15 protein-coding genes and 2 pseudogenes are annotated in these 21950 nt (G+C 73.3%); 7 read left to right on the top strand and 10 right to left on the bottom strand.

Going from position 1 to position 21950, the window contains the following annotated elements:
• Nucleotides 1-48 precede the first annotated feature (48 nt).
• The 6 genes from ACZ619_RS06780 to ACZ619_RS06755 form a co-directional block, all read right to left on the bottom strand.
• Nucleotides 49-1077 (bottom strand): ROK family protein, encoded by a 1029-nt coding sequence (locus ACZ619_RS06780; protein ID WP_469595020.1) that lies wholly within the window; start codon nt 1075-1077, stop codon nt 49-51.
• 66 nt (nt 1078-1143) lie between these two features.
• Nucleotides 1144-2163, bottom strand: a complete 1020-nt coding sequence (locus ACZ619_RS06775) for a Gfo/Idh/MocA family protein (protein ID WP_469595017.1) — start codon at nt 2161-2163, stop codon at nt 1144-1146.
• On the bottom strand, nt 2160-3275 hold the full coding sequence (locus ACZ619_RS06770) for a LacI family DNA-binding transcriptional regulator (RefSeq protein ID WP_469595014.1): 1116 nt from the start codon (nt 3273-3275) through the stop codon (nt 2160-2162). The genes ACZ619_RS06775 and ACZ619_RS06770 overlap by 4 nt, the downstream gene beginning before the upstream one ends.
• Before the next feature lie 26 nt (nt 3276-3301).
• Nucleotides 3302-4183, bottom strand: coding sequence for a carbohydrate ABC transporter permease (locus ACZ619_RS06765; RefSeq protein WP_469595011.1), 882 nt, complete (start codon nt 4181-4183; stop codon nt 3302-3304).
• 63 nt (nt 4184-4246) lie between these two features.
• A complete protein-coding gene (locus ACZ619_RS06760; RefSeq protein WP_469595009.1) occupies nt 4247-5230 on the bottom strand; it encodes a carbohydrate ABC transporter permease in 984 nt (327 codons plus the stop codon).
• Entirely contained in the window at nt 5227-6567 is a 1341-nt protein-coding gene (locus tag ACZ619_RS06755) for an ABC transporter substrate-binding protein (protein ID WP_469595007.1), read from the bottom strand. Before ACZ619_RS06755 ends, ACZ619_RS06760 begins: the two co-directional genes overlap by 4 nt.
• Before the next feature lie 248 nt (nt 6568-6815).
• Here ACZ619_RS06755 and ACZ619_RS06750 point away from each other — a divergent pair, with 248 nt between their 5' ends.
• From ACZ619_RS06750 to ACZ619_RS06740, 3 genes are all read left to right on the top strand, one after another.
• The gene (locus tag ACZ619_RS06750) at nt 6816-8285 is read left to right on the top strand and encodes a sulfatase-like hydrolase/transferase (protein WP_469595004.1); all 1470 of its coding nucleotides are present in this window, start codon (nt 6816-6818) and stop codon (nt 8283-8285) included.
• Between the two features lie 127 nt (nt 8286-8412).
• Nucleotides 8413-8643 carry a hypothetical protein gene (locus ACZ619_RS06745; protein WP_469595003.1) on the top strand — a complete coding sequence of 77 codons (231 nt, stop codon included), beginning with the start codon at nt 8413-8415 and terminating at the stop codon, nt 8641-8643.
• Nucleotides 8644-8755: 112 nt separating this feature from the next.
• On the top strand, nt 8756-10777 hold the full coding sequence (locus tag ACZ619_RS06740; protein WP_469595001.1) for a CASTOR/POLLUX-related putative ion channel: 2022 nt from the start codon (nt 8756-8758) through the stop codon (nt 10775-10777).
• A 205-nt stretch (nt 10778-10982) separates the two neighbouring features.
• Here the strand turns inward: ACZ619_RS06740 and ACZ619_RS06735 are convergent, their stop codons facing one another.
• Together ACZ619_RS06735 and ACZ619_RS06730 are read right to left on the bottom strand one after the other, a co-directional pair.
• Nucleotides 10983-11501 (bottom strand): AAA family ATPase, encoded by a 519-nt coding sequence (locus ACZ619_RS06735; RefSeq protein ID WP_469594999.1) that lies wholly within the window; start codon nt 11499-11501, stop codon nt 10983-10985.
• A gap of 95 nt (nt 11502-11596) precedes the next feature.
• Nucleotides 11597-14617, bottom strand: coding sequence for a glycosyl hydrolase (locus ACZ619_RS06730; RefSeq protein WP_469594997.1), 3021 nt, complete (start codon nt 14615-14617; stop codon nt 11597-11599).
• A 397-nt stretch (nt 14618-15014) separates the two neighbouring features.
• On the opposite strand from ACZ619_RS06730, the gene ACZ619_RS06725 reads away from it, so the two are divergent.
• From ACZ619_RS06725 to ACZ619_RS06715, 3 genes are read left to right on the top strand one after another with little or no spacing between them, the layout of a single operon-like run.
• Nucleotides 15015-15887, top strand: a complete 873-nt coding sequence (locus ACZ619_RS06725; RefSeq protein WP_469594994.1) for an ABC transporter ATP-binding protein — start codon at nt 15015-15017, stop codon at nt 15885-15887.
• Nucleotides 15884-16855, top strand: a complete 972-nt coding sequence (locus ACZ619_RS06720; RefSeq protein WP_469594992.1) for an ABC transporter substrate-binding protein — start codon at nt 15884-15886, stop codon at nt 16853-16855. The genes ACZ619_RS06725 and ACZ619_RS06720 overlap by 4 nt, the downstream gene beginning before the upstream one ends.
• Before the next feature lie 4 nt (nt 16856-16859).
• Complete coding sequence (locus ACZ619_RS06715; protein ID WP_469594990.1) at nt 16860-18998, top strand: iron ABC transporter permease; 2139 nt, start codon at nt 16860-16862, stop codon at nt 18996-18998.
• 39 nt (nt 18999-19037) lie between these two features.
• Here ACZ619_RS06715 and ACZ619_RS06710 read toward each other — a convergent pair.
• Nucleotides 19038-19280: pseudogene (locus ACZ619_RS06710) on the bottom strand (IS5/IS1182 family transposase); the annotation flags it as partial.
• A gap of 372 nt (nt 19281-19652) precedes the next feature.
• Between ACZ619_RS06710 and ACZ619_RS06705 the strand changes: the two are divergent.
• Nucleotides 19653-21248 (top strand): phospholipase D-like domain-containing protein, encoded by a 1596-nt coding sequence (locus ACZ619_RS06705; protein ID WP_469594987.1) that lies wholly within the window; start codon nt 19653-19655, stop codon nt 21246-21248.
• 14 nt (nt 21249-21262) lie between these two features.
• Here the strand turns inward: ACZ619_RS06705 and ACZ619_RS06700 are convergent.
• Nucleotides 21263-21879 (bottom strand): annotated as a pseudogene (locus ACZ619_RS06700) (transposase).
• Nucleotides 21880-21950: the final 71 nt, after the last annotated feature.

Below are 21950 nucleotides of genomic sequence, written 5' to 3'. Positions count from 1 at the left end.
TTGCACGGGTGGCTGGGGTCGTCGTCGGTCCTGTGGGGGTGGCTGGGGTCATGGGGTTCGGGTGTGTGTCGTCGCCAGGTCGAGGGCGATGAGGGCCGCGCCCCGGCAGCCGGCCCGGTCGCCGAGGGCGGCCTGGGCCAGGGGCGGGGGCTCGTGGAAGGCGAGCCGCTCCGCCAGCGCCGCGCGGAGCGGGTCCAGGAGCGCCGCGCCCGCCCTGGCGAGACCCCCGCCGAGCACGATCAGTCCCGGCTCGCACAGCACCGTGTACGCGGTGAGTCCGTCGGCCAGCGCGGCGACCGCGGACCGCCAGACACGCCGGGCCACCGGATCGCCCGCGACGGCCAGGCCGTGGACCTGCTCGGCGGTGATGCCCGGGGGGTCCGTGGCCGGGTGCGGTGCCGTCCCGGCGGGACCGGGACCGGGACCGGGGCGGGTGCGCGGGCGCGTTCGCCCCTCCGTCGCCCATGCGTACCGGCGGGCCACCGCGGACGCCGACGCCAGGGCCTCCACGCAGCCGCGCCGGCCGCAGCCGCAGCGCGGGCCGGACGGGCGCACGACGAGGTGCCCGAGTTCCCCGGCCCCGCCCCGGCCGCCCTCCAGCACCCGGCCCCCGTGGACATGGGCGGCGGCGATGCCGGTGCCGAGGGCGACGAACAGGAAGTCGTCGTGCCCCCGGGCCGCCCCCAGCCTGCCCTCCGCGAGCGCCCCGGCCCGTACGTCGTGCCCCAACACCACGGGCAGGCCGAGCCGTTCGCCGAGCACGGCGCGCAGCGGTACGTCGCGCCAGCCCAGGTTGGCCGAGTAACGCGCCACCCCGGCCGCCGTGTCCACCAGTCCGGGCACGACCACGCCCACGGCGAGCGGCGGCCGCCCGGTCAGGGTCCGGCTCCCGGCGGCGAGAGCGGCGGCCGTGTCGGCGACCCGGTCCACCACCGCGCCGGGCCCGGCCTCGGCCCGGGTCGCCCGGTGCACGGACCGCAGCACCGTGCCGTCGCCCGCCACCAGCGCGGCCTTGATCCCGGTACCGCCGAGATCGACGGCGACCACCGGACCGTACGGCGTGCCGCCGCGGCTCATCGCGGCACGCCCCTGCGGCCGACGCGCGCGCAGGGGCGGGGCGAGCCCGCGCGGCCCGTTCCCGGCTCAGCCAAGGGACACCTCCACGGCGGCGCCGGTGACCGGCCTGCGGTCGCCCGTCGCGCAGGCCGCGTAGACGGTCTCGACGGTCTCGACGACCCGGCGGCCGTGGGCGGCGGGTACCGCGCAGGGGCGTTCACCGCGCACGGCGGCGGCGAACGCGGCCAGCTGGTCGCGGAAGGCCGCCGGGACGTCGTCCTCGGACTCGGCCGCGAGCAGCACCGGTCCGGAGCCGTCGTCGGGGTGGAGCGTGGCACCGGTGCCACGGGACACGACCAGGGTGCCGCGCTCGCCGATCACGGTGAGTTCGTCGCGGACGGGCAGCAGCGTGCTGGTGACCGTGATGTGGCCGACCGCTCCGTCCTCCAGTTCCAGCCGGGCCATCACATCGGTCTCCACCGGCAGCCCGCCCCGGGTGACGGCGGTGGCCGCGACCGCGACCGCGCGCTGTCCGGTGAGCCACAGCAGCCGGTCCACGCAGTGGGTGCCGATGTTGATGAACACCCCGCCGCCGGAGACCGCCGGGTCGAAGAACCAGCCGGGCCGGCTGCCGGGCCGGTAGTCGGTGCTCCGCCAGTCGTGGACCGCGCGGACCGCGCCCACGGTGCCGGCCTCCAGCGCGGCCTTGGCGGCGGCCATCGGCGGCAGGAAGTGCTGGATGTGGCCGACGAACAGCCGTACGTCCGCCGCCGCGCAGGCGGCGTCCATGCGGGCGCAGTCCGCGGAGTTCGTGGCCATCGGCTTCTCGACCAGGACGTGCAGACCCGCGGCGGCGGCGTCGACCACGATGTCGGTGTGCAGGGCGTGCGGGGTGTTGACGACGACGGCGTCGACGAGCCCGGAGGCGACGAGATCGCGGTGGTCGGTGAAGACGGCCGCGTCCCACGGCGCCGCGACCTGGCGTGCGGTGCCGACGGCCAGGTCGCAGACGGCGGTCACCCGCACGGCGGGGGTGACGGCGGCGGCGTCGGCGTGCAGGGCGCCGACGGCGCCCGCGCCGATCAGGCCGAGCCGGATGTCGGTCACGGGATGTTCTCCTCGGATGTCGGGGTGGGGGCCGCGGCCTGGGCGGCGGCTCCGCAGGACTGCCGGACGGTGATGGTGGGGCGCAGCAGGACCCGGCCGCGCGGCGCGCCGGGGTCGTCGAGGTGACGCAGCAGCGTCTGCGCGGCGACCCGGCCGAGCTGGTGCTTGGGCGGCGCGACCGCGGTCAGCGGCAGTTCGGCGAGGTCGGCTATCTCGTCGTCGTAGGCGACCAGCGCCAGGTCGCCGGGGACGGTGAGCCCGGCGCGGCGGGCCGCGGCCAGCAGCAGCGCGGCCTGCCGGTCGCCGAAACAGACGGCGGCGGTGACCCCGGCCGCCCGCAGCGCGGTCAGGCACCGGTCGGCCGTAGCCGGACTCCACTCCTCGCGGGCCGCCCGGAACTCGGTGCTGTCGGCGCCGAGTTCGCAGACGGCCTGGTGGAACCCGTCGGCCACCGGCCCGGTGGTGGGGCTCAGATCGCGCAGCACCAGGCCGAGCCGGCGGTGGCCGAGCGCCGCGAGGTGCCGGACCGCGTCGTGCGCGCCGGCCTCGTGATGGGTGCAGACGGTGGTGTTGGTGTCGGCGAGCGCGGTGGCGCGCCGCTCGACCAGCACGGTCGGCACCGGCAGCGCGGCCAGCCGGGCCAGGCAGGCGGCGGCCGGCTCGGGTCCCTTCAGGGTGGGCACGACGAGCAGCCCGTCGACACCGGCCTCCAGCATGTCCGCGAGGTCCTTGGTCTCGCGGGCCTGGTCGTAGCCGGAGCAGGCCAGCAGCAGGCGGGCCCCGGCCGCGGACAGGGTCTCCTCGATGCCCTGGAGGACCTTCGGGAAGTAGAACGCGGTGTCGGGCACGATGACGCCGACCAGGGCCCGGCCGGGGGCGGGCGCGCTCGGCGGCACCACGAAGGTGCCCGAGCCCTGCCGCCGTACCACCAGCCCCTCGGAGACGAGTTCGTCGACGGCACGGCGTACGGTGCTCACCGAGGTGCCGCTGGCCTGGGCGAGTTCCTTCTCGGTGGGCAGCCGGGAGTCGGCCGGCCAGGTGCCCTGGAGCAGCCGCTGCCGCAGTTCGGCGGCGAGCTGACGGAACTTCAGGTCCCGGGCGTCGGTGTTCATGGGTCTCAGTCCCCCTGTGGAGCGGCTCACTTGACGGAGCCGACGGTCATTCCCTCGATGATCCGTCGGCCCAGCCATACGTAGCAGGCGAGGACCGGAAGGATCACGATGGCCACGCCCGCGAACAGCCCTCCCCAGTCGGCGCCGTTGTACTGCATCTGCTGGAGCAGCCCGAGCAGGGCGAGGGACAGGGTCTGGTGGTCGCTGGTCTGGACGAAGACCAGCGCGAACACCGTCTCGCCCCAGTGCTGGACGATGTTGAGGATGAGCACGGTGACCAGTCCGCCGCGGGCCATCGGCAGCATCACCTGCCAGAAGGTGCGCAGCGGGGACGCCCCGTCGAGCGCGGCGGCCTCCTCCAGCTCCACCGGCAGGGTGGAGAAGAAGCCGGTCAGGAAGAACACCGCGAACGGCAGGGAGGTCGCCACGTAGACGACGATCAGCCCGGCCAGGCTGTCGACCAGCTGGAGCTGGTTCATCACGACGAACAGCGGCAGCATCACGACCTGGGCGGGCACGCCCAGCCCGAGCGCGAAGAACAGGGTGAGGCCGCCGTTGAGGCGGGTGGTGATCCGGCTGAGGACGTAGGCGGCGGGCGCCGCCAGCAGCACCGTCAGCAGCGCGGTGCCGCCGACCACGGTCACCGTGTTGGCGGCGGCCCGGCCGAGCAGCCCGCCGGTCCAGGCGCGGGCGTAGTTGTCCCACCGCGGGGCGTGCGGGAGTTGCCAGGGCGAGCTGAAGATCTCGTCGGCGGTCTTCAGCGACGACACCAGCAGCCACAGCCCGGTCAGCACGTTGAAGGCGACGAACAGCCAGACCAGCGGGACGCCGGCGAGCCGGGCGGCGGTGAGCCGGCGCAGCCGGCGGGCGAGGGGGCCGGGGCTTCGGCCGTGACCGGCGACAGCCATGGTGGACCTCCGTGACGGTGGGCGGAAGGGCGGGACGGGGGACCGCGGTCGACGAGGGGGCGGTCAGTACTGCACCGAGTCGCGGCGCATGACCCGGCGGACGAGGACGACCAGCACGCCGACCAGCGTGACCATCACCACGGCGCTCGCGGCGGCCGAGCCGTAGCGCGGGACACCGCCCGAGGCGAAGGCCTCGCCGTAGGTGTACAGGGCGGTGTTCCACACCCCGGTGTCGGGCATCTGGCCGGCGGCACCGGCGAAGGCGTAGATGAACTCGAAGACCTTCACCGCGGAGATGGTCCACAGCACCGCGCACACCCCGACCACGTCCCACAGGAGCGGCAGCGTCACGTACCGGAACTTCTGGAGCGCGCCCGCGCCCGCGAGTTCGCAGTCCTCGTACAGCTCGGGCGGGATCTGGTCGACGGCGGCCATCAGGATCGTGGTGTAGAAGCCGGTCGAGGTCCACACCAGTCCGAGCATGACGACGGCGAACAGGTGCTCCTGGCCGAGCCAGTTGGGCGGATGGGCCAGACCGGCCGCCCGGAGGGCCGCGTTCACCGGTCCCTCGCCCTGGAAGAGGAACCCCCACAGGATCGCCAGGACCACACTGGGCACGATGTTGGGGAAGAAGAGGACGGACCGGGCGGCCTTGCGGCCCCGCATGTCGCGCAGGAACATCGTCAGCGCGAAGGAGACCAGGAAGGTCGCCCCGCCGACCCCGAGGATGATCCAGAGGGTGTTGGCGAACGCGTGGTGGAAGGTCGGGTCCTGCAACAGCCGCCGGTAGTTGTCCAGCCCGACGAAGGCCATCGGGCCCGCGCCCGCCCACTCGTTGAAGCTGAGCCACACCGTGTACAGCGAGGGCCCCGCGAAGAAGACCAGGTAGACCAGGGCGGCGGGCAGCAGCATGGGCCAGAACAGCCGGCGGCGGCGGGCCGCCAGCGGGCTGCTGCGGGCCCTCGTCCGTCCCGCGGCCCGCCGTCCGCCGGGGCGGACGCGGTCGGTGACGGCGACGCCGGCGGCGTCCGCGGCGGGCGCGCTCACGCGGCCGTCTTCCAGTAGCCCGCGGAGTCGCTCGCCAGGGTCCTGGCGAACTCCGCGGCGGTGAGGCGCCCGGTGACGAACTTGGTGTTCGAGGGCAGGAACACCTTGGTGTACCACTCGGCGGCGGTCTCCTTCACCCCGTCGAGCGTCTTCACCACGCCCCCCGAGGCCAGGGCCCGCTGGGCGTCGGCGAGTTCGGAGGGGGCGGCGATGTCGGCGCGCGGGGTGAGGTTCTTGGCCGTGGACGAGATGCCCGACAGGTGCTCCTCGGCGAAGAAATAGGCCAGGAACTTCTGCGCGGCGGCCGCGTTGCGCGCCTTCTTCGGGATGGAGAAGCCGATCAGCGAGATGTCCTGCGAGGTGTCGCCGCCCTCGGTGAACGCGGGGAACGGGAAGGACCGGTAACGGAAGTCCGAGCCGGCGAACGTCGAGGTCTCGCTGGGCGCGAACGTGCCCAGCAGCAGGAAGTCCGACCTGCCCTTGGCCCACTTCTGCTGCACGGCGGGCCACTTCGAGCCGTCGTACCCCTTGGTGAAGTCGCCGCCGGAGACCAGGTCCTCGACGTGGCGCAGCGCGTCGACGAACCCGTCCGCCCGCAGCAGCGCGCCGCTGTGGTCCGTGGCCGCCCTGCCGAACGCGCCGGGACCGAGGCCGCGCAGCACCGCGTAGTACGTCCAGTAGGCGGCGTAGTCGGGTATGTCGCCGTCCAGGGCCAGCGGGCCGTCCCCGCGCCGCCGCCGGCGCGTGGCCAGCAGCTCGGTGAACTCCGCCCAGGTGGCGGGCGGTTCTGCGGCGACCTCGGGAAGGGCGTGCCCGTCGTACCAGAGCTGTGTGGTGACCACCTCGTACGGCAGCTGCCACAGCGTGCCCTTGGTGGTGGCGAGGTCGCGGTACTTGGCCGGCACGACGCCGCCGACGGTGTGGCCGGACTCGCCGGTCACGGCCAGGTCGAGCACGGGGGTCAGGTCGAGGGCCTGGCCGGTGGCGTAGAGCTGGGCGTAGGCGAACCGGTCCGCGGAGTCGACGAGGTCGGCCGGCACGTTCGAGGTGTTGAGCGTCGGAGCCAGCTGCTGGACGACCTGGCGACCCTTCCACTGCACGCTCACCTTGACGCCGGTGTCCTCGGTGAACCGGCCGATCGCCTTCTTGAGGACGGCGGCCTGGGGCTCGTCCTGCTTCCACATCGACCAGTACGTGAACGACGAGCCGCCGTCCCCGGTGCCGGCCGAGCCGGAGCCGCAGCCGGTGACGAGGGCGGTGGACGCGGCCAGGGCCGCCCCCAGCACCGAGCGGCGGGCGGGCGAACCGGTGACCGCGGGGGTTCTGACAGACGACATGGGCGCGCTCCTCAAGTGGCCTGAAAGCAGGGGAGGGATGGCCAAATGATTGATTCAGGTTCATGTGCCGGTCAACGGCGATCGGACGTAATGAATTGCGGATGACTTCGGGAAGTGCGGCGTTTGCCGCGCCGAACGCGCCGAGCACGCACGACGGTCATGCGCCATTCATATCGCCGTGACGGTTGACCCGGGGCGCCGGCCCGGCCAATGATGCGGAGCCGTCCACGCGAGGAAGGCCCCGACCCATGGCAAGCCGCGACCCGGCCCGTCCCAACGTCCTGCTGGTGCTCTCCGACGACCAGGGACCCTGGGCCCTGGGCTGCGCGGGCAACCACGAGATCCACACCCCGCGCCTCGACGCCCTGGCCGCGAGCGGCATCCGCCTCAGCCGCTTCTTCTGCACCTCACCGGTGTGCTCACCGGCCCGCGCCTCCCTGTTCACCGGCCGTCTCCCGTCCCAGCACGGGGTGCACGACTGGCTCTCCTACCACCACGCGGGCCGCACCGGCGTGGACTTCCTCGCGGGCCAGACCCTGTTCACCGACCTGCTGGCCGACGCCGGCTACCGCCTCGGCCTCAGCGGGAAGTGGCACCTGGGCGCCAACGACCGTCCCCGCAAGGGGTTCGTGCACTGGTACGCCCACGAGAGCGGCGGCGGACCGTACCGCGGGGCGCCGATGTACCGGGACGGCGTCCGCACCGAGGAGCCCGACTACCTCACCGACGCCCTCGCCGCGGACGCCGAGCGCTTCCTGACCGCCGAGGCGGACCGCCCCGAACCCTTCCACCTGTCCCTGCACTTCACCGCCCCGCACAAACCCTGGAAGGGCCAGCACCCCAGCCGGTACACCCGGCTGTACGAGGACTGCGCCTTCGAGACCTGCCCGCAGGGCCCCGCCCACCCCTGGCAGCCGGTGGACGCGGACGGCGCCCCCGTCGGCGGCGAACCCGACGTCCGCCAGGCCCTCGTCGGCTACTTCGCCGCGACGACCGCGATGGACGCCGCGGTCGGCCGGGTCCTCGACCGCCTCGACTCCCTCGGCCTCACCGGGTCCACGCTCACCGTCTTCACCAGCGACAACGGCTTCAACGCCGGTCACCACGGCATCTGGGGCAAGGGCAACGGCACCTTCCCGCAGAACATGTACGACAGCTCCGTGCTGGTGCCCTTCATCGCGGCCCAGCCCGGCCGCATCCCCGGCGACCGCACCAGCGACGCCCTGCTCTCCCAGTACGACGTCCTGCCCACCCTCACCGACCACCTCGGCCTGCCCGCGCCCGCCGCCGGCCCCGCCGCGCGCCCCCTGCCCGGCCGCTCCTTCGCCGGCCTGCTCACCGGCGGCGGGACCGGTACCGACGCGGGCCACGACCGCGTGGTCGTCTACGACGAGTACGGTCCGGTGCGCATGATCCGCACCCGGGAGTGGAAGTACGTCCACCGCCACCCGCACGGACCGCACGAGCTGTACGACCTGCTCGCCGACCCGGGCGAGGAAACCGACCTGGCCGACGCGCCCGAGCATCGGGCCACCCGCACCGCCCTGGCCGCCCGCATGGACGAGTGGTTCGCCGTCCACGTGGACCCCGCCCTCGACGGCGCCCGCCTGCCCGTCGCCGGCACCGGACAGCGCGCCCCCGTCGCACCGGGCACCCTGGCCACGTCCTTCGAACCGCCCCCGGGGAACACGGTCCCCCCACGGCGGACGCGCGCTTGACCACCTCCTCGTTCCTCGTCCCCGGGATCACCGACACACCGGGGGAGGCCGGCGCCCACGACGTGAAGGCGGAGGCGGCCCGCACGCGCAGGTCCACGCACCGTGCGAACGGCCGCGGGACGGCGGCGTGCTCGCGGCCCCGGCCGGGGCCGGCATCGACCGCACCCGCCCCGCCCCGCCCCGCTCGCGCTCACCGGCACCGGCATCGCGGTGGCCGCGGTCCTCGCCGTGCGCGCCCGGCGCCGACCGGACCTCGGGCCCCGGCCCAGGCCTGGCCGTCATGACCGCGGGACTCCTGCGCGCGGGCACGACCGGACGGCTGCTGCTCGCCGACACCGCGGCCCGCACCCGGGTTTGAGCCACCGGACGCTGCCCGAAAGGATGAAGTCCCCGGTCGGACGGCGTGTCGCGCCCTCCGCACCCGGCACCCTACAAGTCGCCGGGGCATATGCGGGGATCAGGGGGCTGATGTGGAACGAGGGCGGGAACGGACCGCGTTACGGCACCGGGCGCGGTACCTGTTCGACAGGACGCTCGCGCGGAGCACGGGGATACTCCTCGGCTGGCTCGCCGGGTGCTGTCTGGCCGTCGTCGTGCCCGTCAGCACCCTGCTGGTGTGGACCGACCCCGACGCGCCGCACTCCTTCTCCGGCCGGCTCGCCCAGGTGTGGCGCACCAGCGCGGAGACCCTGCGGCTCGGCGCGGTGAGCGGCGCGCCGACGCGCATGCTGCTGTCCGTGCTGCTCGGCCTGATCGCCCTGCTGTGCGTGTCGACGGTCGTCGGAGTCGTCACCACGGGCCTCGGCGACCGGCTCACCGAACTGCGGCGCGGCCGCTCCCGGGTGCTGGAGCGCGACCACGACGTGGTGCTCGGCTGGACCGACCAGATCTTCACCCTGGTCTCCGAGACGATCGCCGGACGAGCGGGAACCGGGAGCACAGCCACCGGACGGCACGTGATCACCGTGCTCGCGGACCGGGACCCGGCGCAGATGGAGGCCGCGCTCACGGCCGCCCTCGGCGTCACCGACGGCGTCCGGCTGGTCTGCCGGACCGGCGCGCCCACCGACCCCGACGCCCTCGCCCTGGTCAGCCCGGGCGCGGCCAGGGCGGTGGCGGTGCTGCCCGCCGACGACGCCGACGGCGACCTCACCGTCGTACGCACCCTGCTGGCGCTGCGGGCCCTGCTCGGCGCGGACGACGGACGGCCCGGGCCGCGGGTGGTCGCCGCCGTCCACGACGGCCGTTACCTGCCCGCCGCACGGCTGGCCGCCGGAGCGCGCGGCACCGTGCTGGAGACCGACCGGACCTCGGCACGGCTGCTCGTCCAGGCGGCCCGGCGCCCCGGGATGCCGTCGGCCCTGCGGGACCTCCTCGACTTCTCCGGCGCCGAGTTCCACGTGGCCGACGTCCCCGAGGCGGTGGGACTGTCCTTCGAGGAGGTGGCGATGCGGCTGGAGACGGTCTGCGCCGTGGGACTGCTGCGTCCGGACGGGCGCCCGCTGCTCACACCCCCGCCGCACACCGTGCTGGAACCGGGGGACCGGCTGGTCACCGTCGCCCACGACGACCGGCCCGTCCCGCTCGCGGACCGCTGGGCCAGGGTCGACAGCACGGCGCTCGCACCGCCCGGGCCGCTCTCCGAAGCGCCCGCGCGGCTGCTGCTGCTCGGCTGGAACCGCCGGGCGCCGCTGATCGTGGAGGCCCTGCGCCGCACCGCCCGGTCCGGCTCCAGGCTCGACGTGGTGACCGCCGCCGGCTCCGCCGTCGAGCGGCCGGCGGACACCGAACCGCTCGCCGTCGTGCACCACATCCGCGACCTGGCCGCCCCCGAGGCGCTGGACGGCCTCGACCTCTCCGCCTACGACAGCGTCGTCGCCCTCGGCGCGGACGAGGAGCACGGACCCGAACGGCCCGACGAGCGCACCCTGCTGGCCCTGCTCACCCTGCTGGCGTGGGAGGAGCGGTCCGGCCGGGTGCTGCCGGTCGTGGCCGAGATGCACGACCACCGCAGCCGTACGGTCGCTCCGCTCGGCCCGGCGTCCGACGTCGTCGTCCGGGGTGAACTCACCGCGCTGCTGATGGCGCAGATCGTGCAGAACCCCGAACTGGCCGCCGTCTTCGAGGAGATCTTCGCCACCCGCGGCGGCGCGCTCGCCCTGCGCACGGCCGACCACTACGTACTGCCGGGCCACGAGGCCGACTTCGCCACGGTCGTCGCGGCGGCGCTGGAGCGCGGCGAGTGCGCGATCGGCTACCGCGCGCACGACCCGCACGCGCTCCGGCCCTACGACGAGGTCCTGTTGTGCCCCGGCAGGTCCGAGCGGCGCCGGTGGAGCGCCGGGGACGAGATCCTGGTGCTCACCGCCGGGCAGGGCACCGCGGAAGGAACTCCCCTGGTCCTGCCCGCCCCCCGGCCCGACCACCGGCCGGCGCGGTCCGCGCCGCACCTGACCGGGACGGCCGAGGCGCCGGGCGGCGGGGTGGAATGAGGAGGCCCTCGCGTGCGCTAACATTGATCACGAGCTGGTCGCCGTGAAGTCCCGGCGCCCGGTGTCGCGTTGGTGGTCCAAGGAAAGACGCTCCGCTTCCTGTGGGGAAATGCAGGTGCAAGGCCTGCCCAGCGCTCGCCGAAAGGGCCCGTCCGTACTCCGGACGGGCCCTTCGCGTTGCCGGGACCCCTGTCCGCGCCCCGGGTCAGAGGCCGGCCAGCCAGGCGGTGGTCTCGTCGGGCCGGGTGAAGCGGAGGGTCTCCAGCGGCGCGAACCGCTGATCACGGGTCCGCCGTTCGATCTCCGCGTGCCGCGCCGTGTGCTGGGACCAGGACCACCACACCGGATGCTCCCGGCTCAGCCAGCCGCCCCAGGTCTCCCGGTTGCCGCCGAACAGGACCTCACGCCGGGCGGAGCGCCCGAAGGAACGGCGCACCACCCGGGGCATGACGACGTGCCGGGGGTAGTCCAGCCACACCACCGTGTCCGCGCGCTCCCACAGCAGGTCGCGGACCTCCGGCTGGCCGAGGGAGTCCACGACCCAGCGCGGCCGGGCGCCGAGCCGCGCCACCTCCTCGGCGAACGCGTCGTTCACGGCCCAGCCGGGACCGCTGAAGTACAGCGCGTCCATCTCGTGGTACGGCACCCCCAGCCGCTGTCCGACGGCGCGGGCGAGCGTCGACTTGCCCGCGCCGGTGACACCCACCACCAAGATCCGTTCCATGCCCGCACCCTATCCGGACGTGCCGGACATCGTGACGGACAGTGGGACGGACAGTGGGACGGGCCGGGGGACGGACCGGTGGCGGCCGGTCCGGGTCAGGCCACCGTCCGCTGGGCGTACGGGACGAGCTGCACCGGGCCGACGAGGCCGTACGACTGGCGCGCCGCCGTCCCGAAGACCGCCGGGTTGCTCACCCGCAGCCGGTTGAACAGCGGTGTGGCGACCTCGACCTCGATCGTGTTCGTCCCCGCCCGCAGCGAACAGCCCAGGTCCACCACGGGGTTGAGGCGGTCGACGGGATCGAGCCGGGTGCCGTTGACGGTGACCCGGCAGGTGTCGCTGACGCTGCCCAGCCGCAGCAGGGCGCCCAGCGAGGAGGTCCACGTCTTGGGGAGCGTGACGGTCGCGCGGTAGCGGCCGATGCCGCCGACGTCGGCCAGTTCCGTGATCTGCGACCAGGGCAGTAGCGCGTCCAGGGTGAGCGAGTGCTTGACGATCTCGGTGCTGGTGGCGTCGGCGCCGGGCCGCCAGTCGTCGACGGACAGGCTCCACTGGTCCAGGGTGACGGCCGCGGGCACCTCGGGGATCTTCGCGGTGACCGTGCGGCCGTTGGACAGGGTGGTGCTGTACGTGCCGGCCGCCGTGGCGCGCACGGCCAGCGAACCGTCGTCGAACAGCACGCTGTCCGCGTCCGTGGCCACCGCGTGCGGACGGGCACCCGTCCGGTCCCCGAACGCGGCGGGCCGGGCCAGCGCGACCGCGACCGTCTCGCCGGGCTGGAGCGTCACCCGGAACGTGAACGCGTCCCCGTCCTGGGTGTACTCGGCGAGCCGCGTGACGCGTCCGGTCCACAGGTCCAGCAGGTAGGGGACCGTGCCGGAGCCGGAGCGCGCGGTGCTGTGCACCGTCACGTCGTGGTCGATGGCGGCGACCGCCGGCTTGACGGTCTCGGCGTGCTTGCCGTTGCAGAAGTAGTAGAAGTCGGCGTCGTCGGTGGCGCGGTGCGCGTTGAGGAGCGTCGAGGACGTGGCGTAGGAGACGTCGGGTGTCACCCCGAGTTCCGCGAAGGCCGCGCCCACCAGGGTCTTGTCGGTGACCCGGCGGACGTTCGGGAGCGCCAGCAACTTGGCCGTCAGCGCGCGCAGTTCGTCGGTCTCGCCGTCGTCCGGGAGACCCGGGGTGAGGGCCTGGTCGAAGGCGCCGTACAGCACGGTCGGCAGCCCCGCCCGGGCGAACGCCAGCAGCTTCCTGGCGTCGGTGACGGCCAGGGTGGGGTTGGAGCCGTAGAAGAAGTCCCCTTCGAGGAAGAGGGCCTTGTAGTCGGGTCCGTCGGGCGCGAGCCGTTTCCCGGAGACCTTGGCCGAGGGCAGGTCGAGCAGGGGTCCGCTGAGGAACTGGTGGGTCCAGCCGAGCGGGATGCCGGTCGAGGTCAGCCAGGAGGCGCCGATGCCGGTCGCGCTGTAGCCGGTCTGCCGGAAGACGGCGATGTCGGCGCGGACGGTGCCGGACTGGAGGACCTCGTGCACCCGGCCCAGGTAGTCGGCGATGTCCGGGACGTGCCGCCACGTGGGCTGGCGCGGCCCCCACGAGTCGCCGTACCCCGGCGCACCGTTGTACGGGCTGAAGGCCGCGAACCCGGGCCAGCTGACACCCGGCGCGGTGGCGTAGGAGAAGCCGTGGATCACCGTCTGGTTGACGCCCGCCGCGTACGCGCCGCCCATGGTGCGCAGGAACTTGTCCCAGGTGGTGTTGTAGGCGCCGCCCGCGTAGGCGCCCGCCTCGCAGGACAGGACGCGGTGGCCGGCCATGTCCCGGCCGCCGGCCAGGCAGCGGTAGTCGTCGAGGTTCTTGAAGCCGAGCGACTCGCCCTCGGGGATGTCGAGGACGGCCGCCGAGGCGATCGCGTCGGTCTGGAGCCCGTACGGCTGGGAGCGCAGCAGCATGTCGTGCCCGTGCGCCCAGTCCTTGAGCGCCTCCAGGTGGTGCTCGTTGAACAGGAGGGAGACGGTCTCCCAGAAGTCGTGGCGGATCTCCTGGGTGAACCGGGCCTCGAAGGCGAAGATCTGGTTGCCGTTGTCGAGGACGACGGCCGGCAGGTACGGCAGCAGGTCGCGCCCGGTGTGCCGGCGGAACGCGTCGGGCAGCGCGGGCGTCCACTGCAGGCCCTTGGTCTCCAGCTCCACGGAGTCCTCGAAGAAGGCCCCGCCCGCCGACGCGAGCAGTCTGCGCAGCGTGGTGTCGAGGATCTCGCGGTCCCAGTAGCGGGTGACGGCCGCGGTCCCGGCCGCGCTGAAGTGGTCGACCACGTAGGCGGCGGGGGAGGAGTGCGGGCCCGCCTCGGGCTGCTGCCCCGAACCCCGCTGCCAGTAGGAGAGGATCACCCAGGTCGCGGAGTCCGGCGGGGTCCAGGCGAGCCGTCCGTCGGAGACCAGGCCGGTGAGGTCGGTGACGCTGTCGGCGTCCAGGCCGGTCGCCTTGCCGCTGGAGTAGGCGGTGTTGACCCGGGCGGCCTGCACCGCGAACAGCTTCTGCACGCCGACCGCGGAGGCGGCCGCGTAGACCGAGGCGGGCACCGGGCCGTCGTAGGCCGCGCCGGCCGTCAGCGTGACCTTGCCGTAGGCGAGTTCCTTGACGGCCGCGTCGTCGTCGGGGGTGACACCGGGGACCGCGACGGGCCAGCTGGGGCCCAGGGTGAGGTCGACGGTCAGACCGCGTCTGGCCGCCTGGCGCAGCGCCGCCTTCACGCCGTCGCGCCAGGCCTCGCCGCCCCAGCCGTGGTGGGCGGTGTCCAGCACGGAGGTGTCGGTGATGCTGTGGTGCACGGCCGCGATCTCGGCCCCGCCGAATCCCGCGTCGGCCATCTGGTCGATCTCCCGGGCGATCTCGGCGGGGTCCACCAGCCCGTCCGGCCACCACCAGCGGAACTTCGGCCGGACGGCCTTCGCCGGACCGGCGAACCAGTCGGCGGAGGGGACGGCTCCCGTCACGACGGTACCGGCGGGGGCGGCGACGGCACGCGCCGCCGGTCCGAACGCGGCGAGAGCGCCGGCCGACACACCGGCCGCCAGCACCGACCGGCGGGTCGCCCCGCCGCGCTGCGAGGAGGATTCGAGCATGGTTCAACCCCAAGTGTTCCCAAGGGCGGATACGGACTGGCCAGGGATTGAATCGTTTCAATCACGGCAGGCGCGGGAACCGTAATCCGGGGCTTGATCTGAGGTCAATAGGTGTGACAACGATTCAAGCGAGCGAACGGGGGAGGGGGTTGGGGGTGGTGGGCGCGGAATCGCCCGGCGACGGGTCCGCGAGTGGATCCGCGGATGGCTCCGCGGGTGGCTCCGCGGCCCGGCGCGCGGCGAATCGGGCGCCCCGCGGACCGCCCTCAAGATCTTGCGAACTCCGTTTGCCGCACGCCCTGTTGGCGTGGGGAACGGTCGGTCCGTGCCGGTCGCGCGGCCGTGCTGGATGACCTTCGATGGCGACGCGCTGCTTAGGTTAGGCTAACCTTTGCTTGTGAGTTCTGGTGAAGAGACGACCGAGCCCTCACGTTCCCGCGGCCATCGGCTGACCGCCCGGAACGTGACCGTGGCGTACGACGGGACCGACGTCGTGCACGACGCGGCGCTCACCCTCCGGCCCGGAGAGGTGACCGTACTCGTCGGCCCCAACGGCAGCGGCAAGTCCACGCTGCTGCGCAGCCTGGCCCGCCTCCAGCGGGCCCGCGCCGGCAGCCTCGAACTCGGCACCGGGGACGGCGACGGCACCGACGGGCTCGCCCTGACGGCCCGTGAGTTCTCCCGCCGGGTCGCCCTGCTGACCCAGGGGCGCACCGCGCCCAGCGGTCTCACCGTACGGGACATCGTGCAGTTCGGCCGCTACCCGTACCGGGGACGCTGGGGCCGGCCCGACCCCGACGGTCCGGCCGCCGTGCGCCGCGCGCTCGCGCTGACCGACGCCGAGGGCCTCGCCGGCCGCGGCGCCGAGCACCTCTCCGGCGGCCAGCTCCAGCGCGTCTGGCTGGCGAGCTGCCTGGCCCAGGACACCGGCGTGCTGCTCCTCGACGAACCCACGACCTACCTCGACCTGCGCTACCAGGTCGAACTCCTCGACCTGATGCGGGATCTGGCGGACGACCACGGCATCGCGGTCGGCGTCGTCCTGCACGACCTGGACCAGGCGGCCGCCGTGGCCGACCGGATCGCCCTGCTGCACGCCGGGCGGATCGTCGCCGACGGCCGTCCCGAGGACGTCCTGACCGCCGAGCGCCTCACCGAGACGTACGGCATCCGCATCGAGACCGACACCGACCCGCTGACCGGCCGGCTGCGCACCCGCGCGATCGGCCGCCATCACGCTCGTACCGAAAGGCTCAGCACCACCTCATGAGACGCCCCCTGATCGTCCTCGCCGCCGCGTCCGCCGCCCTCGCCCTGGCCGGCTGCGGCACCACCGAGCCGGCCGCCGGCAGCTCCGAGGCGAGCGCCGAGAGCATCACCCTGACCGACGCGAGCGGCACCGAGGTGAAGCTCGACGGGCCCGCCGAGAAGGTCGTCGGCACCGAGTGGAACGTGGTCGAGAGCCTCGTCACGCTCGGCGTCGACCCCGTCGGCGTCGCCGACGTCAAGGGCTACAAGACCTGGGACACCTCCGCCCCGCTGACCAACTCGCCCAAGGACATCGGCACCCGCGGCGAGCCCTCCATGGACACCGTCGCCGCCCTCTCGCCGGACCTCATCGTCGCCACCACCGACCTGTCCGCCGCCGCCGTCAAGCAGCTGCGGAAGATCGCCCCGGTGCTCCAGGTCCGCTCCGCCAAGTCCGCGGACCAGATCGGGCAGATGAAGGAGAACCTCGACCTCATCGCCCGGGCCACCGGCACCGAGACCGAGGCGAAGGCCGCCGAGAAGACCTTCGACGCCAAGATCGCCGAGGGCAAGCAGGCGCTCGCCGACGCGGGCCTCGCCGGACGGAAGATCGCGTTCGCGGACGGCTGGGTCACCAGCAACCAGGTCACCGTCCGCCCCTACGCCAGTGGTTCGCTCATCGGCGCCGTCAACGAGGCGATAGGCCTGAAGAACGCCTGGAAGATCAAGGGCGACGCGAGCTACGGCCTCGGCTCCACCGACGTCGAGGGCCTCACCGGCCTCGGCGACGTCGAGTTCGCCTACATCGGCAACAGCGAGGAGGCCAGCGACCCCTTCGCCAAGGACCTCAAGGACAACGCCGTGTGGAAGTCCCTGCCGTTCGTGAAGAAGGGCAACGTGCACCGGCTGCCCGACGGCATCTGGATGTTCGGCGGCCCGCGGTCCATGCAGGCGTACGTCGACGCCGTCGTCGCCGCGCTCACGAAGTAGCCGCATGACCCGCGCCGCAGCACCGGTTCCCACCGGCACCCCGCCGGTCCCCGCCGCCACACCACCGGGCCCCCGCACCGGGCCGCCGGGTCCCTCCGAGGGCACGTCCGCCGCCGGGAGCGGGGCGGGCGTGGCCGCGGTGACGGCCGTCCTCGTCCTGCTGGTGGCCGCCCTCGCCGTGGTCGACATCGCCCAGGGCACGGCGGCCGTCGGCCCCGCGGAGGTCTGGAAGGCCCTCACCGGACACGCCGACCCCGGCGACGCCTCCGTGGTGGTCGCCTCACGGCTGCCCCGGATGACCGCGGGCCTGCTGGTCGGCGCCGCGCTCGGGATCGCGGGTGCGGCGCTCCAGGCCGTCAGCCGCAACCCGCTCGCGGCGCCGGACACGCTCGCCGTCAACGCCGGCTCCTATCTGGCGCTCGGCGTGCTCGCCGCGACCGGTGTCTCGGTGCCGCTGCTGGCCTCCTCGGGCGTGGCGTTCGTCGGCGCGCTCGGCGCGGCGGCCGTCGTCCTCGCCCTGTCCGGCCTCGGCACCGGGACCGTGCGGCTCGTGCTGGCGGGCAGCGCCCTGACCCTGGGCCTGTCCTCCGTCACCGAGGGACTGCTCCTGCTGTTCCCCGAGCGGACCCAGGGCCTGTACGGCTGGAGCCAGGGCAGCATCGCCCAGAACGGCTTCGACGGCGTGCTCCAGATGGCCCCCGTGGTCCTCGTCGGCCTCGTGGGTCTGCTCTCGATCGCGCGCCGCACGGACGCCCTCGCACTCGGCGACGAGGCCGCCCGCGGTATCGGCGTCCCGGTCCGTGCCACCCGCACGACCGCCGTCGTGTGCGCGGCACTGCTCTCCGCCGCCGCCGTCACCCTCGCCGGTCCGCTCGGCTTCGTCGGCCTGTGCGCCCCGGCGCTGGTACGGCCCCTCGCGCGCCGCGTCCGGCCGTTCGCCAAGGTCCGGGCGGGCCTGCCTGCGGCGGCGCTGGCCGGTGCCGCACTGGTGCTCGGCGCGGACGTCCTGCTGCGCTCCCTGGTCTCCGCGGAGGCGGCCGTCGCCGTGCCCACCGGAGTCGTCACCAGCCTGCTGGGCGCGGTGTTCCTGGTCGCCACGGCCCTCAGGCTGCGCGACCCGGCGGCCGCCGGCACCCCCGAACGGCTGCGCATCCCGACCAGGGCCGTCTTCCTGACCACCACGGTGGCGCTGGGCGCCGTGCTGCTCGCGGTCATGGTCGCCGGCGTCCTGCTGGGCGACACGAAACTACTGCTCGGCGACGTGGCCAACTGGGCCCAGGGCAGGGCCGCGCAGTCGGTGTCCTTCGTCCTCGACACCCGGGTCCCGCGGGTGCTGGCCGCCGTGCTCGCCGGCGCGGCCCTGGCGGTGTCCGGCACCCTCGTGCAGGCCGTCACCCGCAACCCGCTCGCCGAGCCCGGCACCCTCGGGGTCTCCGGCGGGGCCGCGCTGGGTGCCGTGCTGTGCGTCACCACGGTGCCCGCGGCCGGCTCCTGGGGCGTGGCGGGCGCGGCCTTCGCGGGCGCGGCCGGCACCGCGGTCGTGGTGTTCGGGCTGGCCGCCCGAGGCGGCTTCGGGCAGAACCGGCTGGTCCTGGTGGGGGTCGGCGTCGCCGCGGCGACGACGGCGCTGATCAGCCTGCTGATCGTGCTGACCGACCCGTTCAACGCCACGAAGGCGCTCACCTGGCTGTCCGGCTCCACCTACGGCCGGACCCTGCCCGACCTCGTGCCCGTCGCCCTCGCCCTGCTGATCGGCCTGGCGGTGGCCGCGGCGCGGCGGACCGAACTCGACCTGGTCTCCGTAGACGAGGACACCCCGCGCCTGCTCGGGCTGCGCCTGGCCCCGGCCCGGCTGCTGTTCCTGGTGGTCGGCGTGGTGCTGAGCGCCACCGCCGTCGCCGCCGCGGGCACCATCGGCTTCGTCGGCCTGATCGCCCCGCACGCGGCCCGCGCCCTCGTCGGCCGCAGGCACGTCAGGGTCCTGCCCGTGGCGGTCCTGCTGGGCGCGGCACTGGTCGGCACCGCCGACCTCGTGGGCCGCACCGTGATCGCCCCGGCCCAGCTGGGCGCGGGCCTGATGACCGCCGTCATCGGCACCCCGTACTTCCTGTACCTGCTGGTCCGCACCGGGAGGCGCGGCTAGGGCGCTTCTTTCGGATCGCCTCGCTGTCCAGATGCGGACGGCGGCGAGGCGGAGTGCGGCGAGGTAGCCGGTGGCGGTCCTGTCGTGGCGGGTGGCCAGGCCGTGCCACCGCTTGAGCTTGTCGATGCAGCGTTCGACGGTGTCGCGCTGTTCGCAGGCGGTGCGGTCGAACGCCGGGGGCCTGCCGTCGGCACTGCCCTTGCGTTTGCGCTTGGCGATCTGGTCGGCGGGCTGCGGGACGAGGGCGCGGATGCCGTGCTGTCGCAGATGGGAGCGGTTCGCGCGGGAGGAGTACGCCTAATGGGAAACGAAGGTTGGCGAGAGCTGACCTTTGCGGGCGCGAGCCGAGCCTTTGAGTATGCCCGGGCCTGAGAGCCCTGTTGACAAGACGAGGCTGGCTCGCGCTCAGCAGTGTGGGCATGAAGCGTGCAGAACCCGGGTGCCGTTTTGTCGGCCTGGGGGAGCAGGGCCGTGAAGACCTCCTTCCAGGTCCCGTCCAGGGCCCACGTCCGCAGCCGGTTGTGGGCCCCCTTCCACGCCCCGAACCGCGCGGACAGGCCCGCACCAGACCGGTCCGCACCGCGATCTCCCGTTTCATCAAGTTCTGTTCAGCTGTCGCGGACCGCGTGTGACAATCCGCTCATGCTGCCTGCCGTGAAAGACGAAAGGCGTCCCACGCCGTATCTGGACCAGGTCCAGAGTGTTCTGGAGTCGCTCTCGCCCGGCTACGAGGGGACGCTCTGGGCCCGGACCTCCGGGAACCGGCTCGACAGCGACTGGATCCTGCAGGTCCCGGACTGCTGGGGATGGAAGTCGGACGCCGATATTCCAAAAGGCCGGGAAAAGGCCGGAGTCGGCCGGCTTCTGGTCAAGATCGAATCCGTCCTCGCCGGCGCCACCCGGTGCATCGACATCACCGGCTTCGGACCGCCGGACCTGGGCGCCACGGCGTCAGGACCTTTCCCCGACGGTCTGTTCCTCGACTCCATGTGCAGGGGGATCGCCCAGGCGGCCGAAAGGTTCACCTCCGGGCGGCGTCTGATCGTCCGGATGCTCACCGGGGTCGGGGGCGTCGACCTCACGGCCGATCCGTGGGCCTTCGCCCGGAAGATGAAGAACAAACTGGGGTCGGCCGCCGACCGCGTGGACCTGCGGGTCGCCTCGATGACCACGCGCGGCTCCACCTCCTACAACCACACCAAGTTCCTTCTGGTCGACGGCTTGCACGTCATCCACGGGGGGATCAATTGGATGACCAACTTCTACATCGAGGACGGAACGAACCGGTTGGCCTTGGCCGGGGGGATCGGCATCGGTGACCGGTCCCCGGTCACCGATCTGGACATCTCGCTGTCAGGCCCGGCGGCCTGGTCGGCCGGTGCGTACCTGGACGTGCTCTGGGGATGGGTCCTGGCCAACGGGTCCACGACCAGCCGACTCGAAGGCAAGAAAGCGTGGATTTCGGTCGACGACGGAGCGGTGCCGGTATCGGGACCCGGGCCGCTCTACGGCCTCGACCCCTACACCGCCCCCGGCGGCATCGACGTGATCGCGGTCGGCAGCCTCGGCTACGGCATCGCGGGTGCGGACAGCAAATCGACCTGGAAGTTACCCCAGTCCAAGTCCGTCCAGGCGGCCGCAACCCGGGGGAACAACGAGACCAACGAGGACCGCGACTTCATGACGGTCAACCCCGACGCGAACGCCATCCACGCCCTCGTCTCCTGCGCGAAGACGACGATCGTGCTCTCACAGCAGGACATCACCGGCCTCACGATCCTGGGGCACGCCAAGTTCGATGTGCTGCTGGTCGACCTCCTGGCGAAGAAGATGCGGGCCGGTGTCAAGGTCCGGATCGTCATCAGCTCCCCCGGGGCCCCGGACTACTCCAACATCTCGGGCAGCAGCATCGGCCTCGTCCACGAGGTGCTCTTCGACCGCGTCAGGCTGCTGTGCCCCTCCGACGAGGCCGCGACGCAGGTACTCAAGAAGAACCTCCAGCTCGCGTCGCTGCGTGTCTCCGATGCCCCCTGCTGGCCGAACGGCCACAAGTACCGTCTGCACACCAAGCTGGTCGTGGTCGACACCACCGCCTTCTACGTCGGTTCGCGCAACGTCTACCCGGACACCACGCAGGACCACGGCTTCATCATCGAGGACAAGAAGGCCGCCCAGGAATTGACCACGCATTTCCTCGACAAGCAGTGGCTCTACTCACGAAAGGGCGCCTACTGCGACTACGAGAGCTAGACCTCTTCCTCCGATCAGCGTGCTGACCAGAGGAAGACGCCTACGAGGTGGAGTCCTGCCTGGTAGACGGTGGCGGTCTTCTCGTAGCGGGTGGCAATGCAGCGCCATTGCTCGAGTCGGTTGATGCATCGTTCGACGGTGTCGAGTTTCTTGTAGGTACTGCGGTCGAAGCGGGGCGGTCTTCCGCCGCCGCGACCGCCTCGTCGGCGCTGGGCGACCTGGTCCCGCCGGCTTGTCTGCCGGCACCGCCTCGGGCCGGGTCCATGGGCGTCCGATCAGCCGGAGCCCTTTTTTACGGGCTCCGGCCGCGTGCTGGTGGGCTCGCACGCTAGTGGAATCGACTGAGACCACTCAGTCCAGGTCGCCCTCTGCGTCGGCCCGAGCCGGCGGCGCGGTGAAGGCCCGCTCCCAGTCCCGTCGACCGCCCACTTCCGCAGCACCGGGTGTAGAGGCCCTTCCATGAGCCGTACTGCGCAGGCAGGTTCACTCACCGCGCACCGGTCTGGAACTTCCACGCGATGGCATCGATCACCTCACGGTGATCGCGCCACCGCCCGCCCCGCTTCGGCGCCCGGTCCGGGAACAACGGCTCAGTCCGCGCCCACTTCGCGTCAGGCAACGGCACAACCAGACCCGACGATCAGATGATCCGAAAGAATCGGCCTGGTGCTCCGACCGCGAAGGTTCGGGGCATCCGCCGGG

Source organism: Streptomyces sp. NPDC104367 (genome assembly GCF_055583825.1).
Note: the sequence above shows the minus strand (reverse complement) of the source record. Positions and strands in the feature narration are given on the sequence as shown.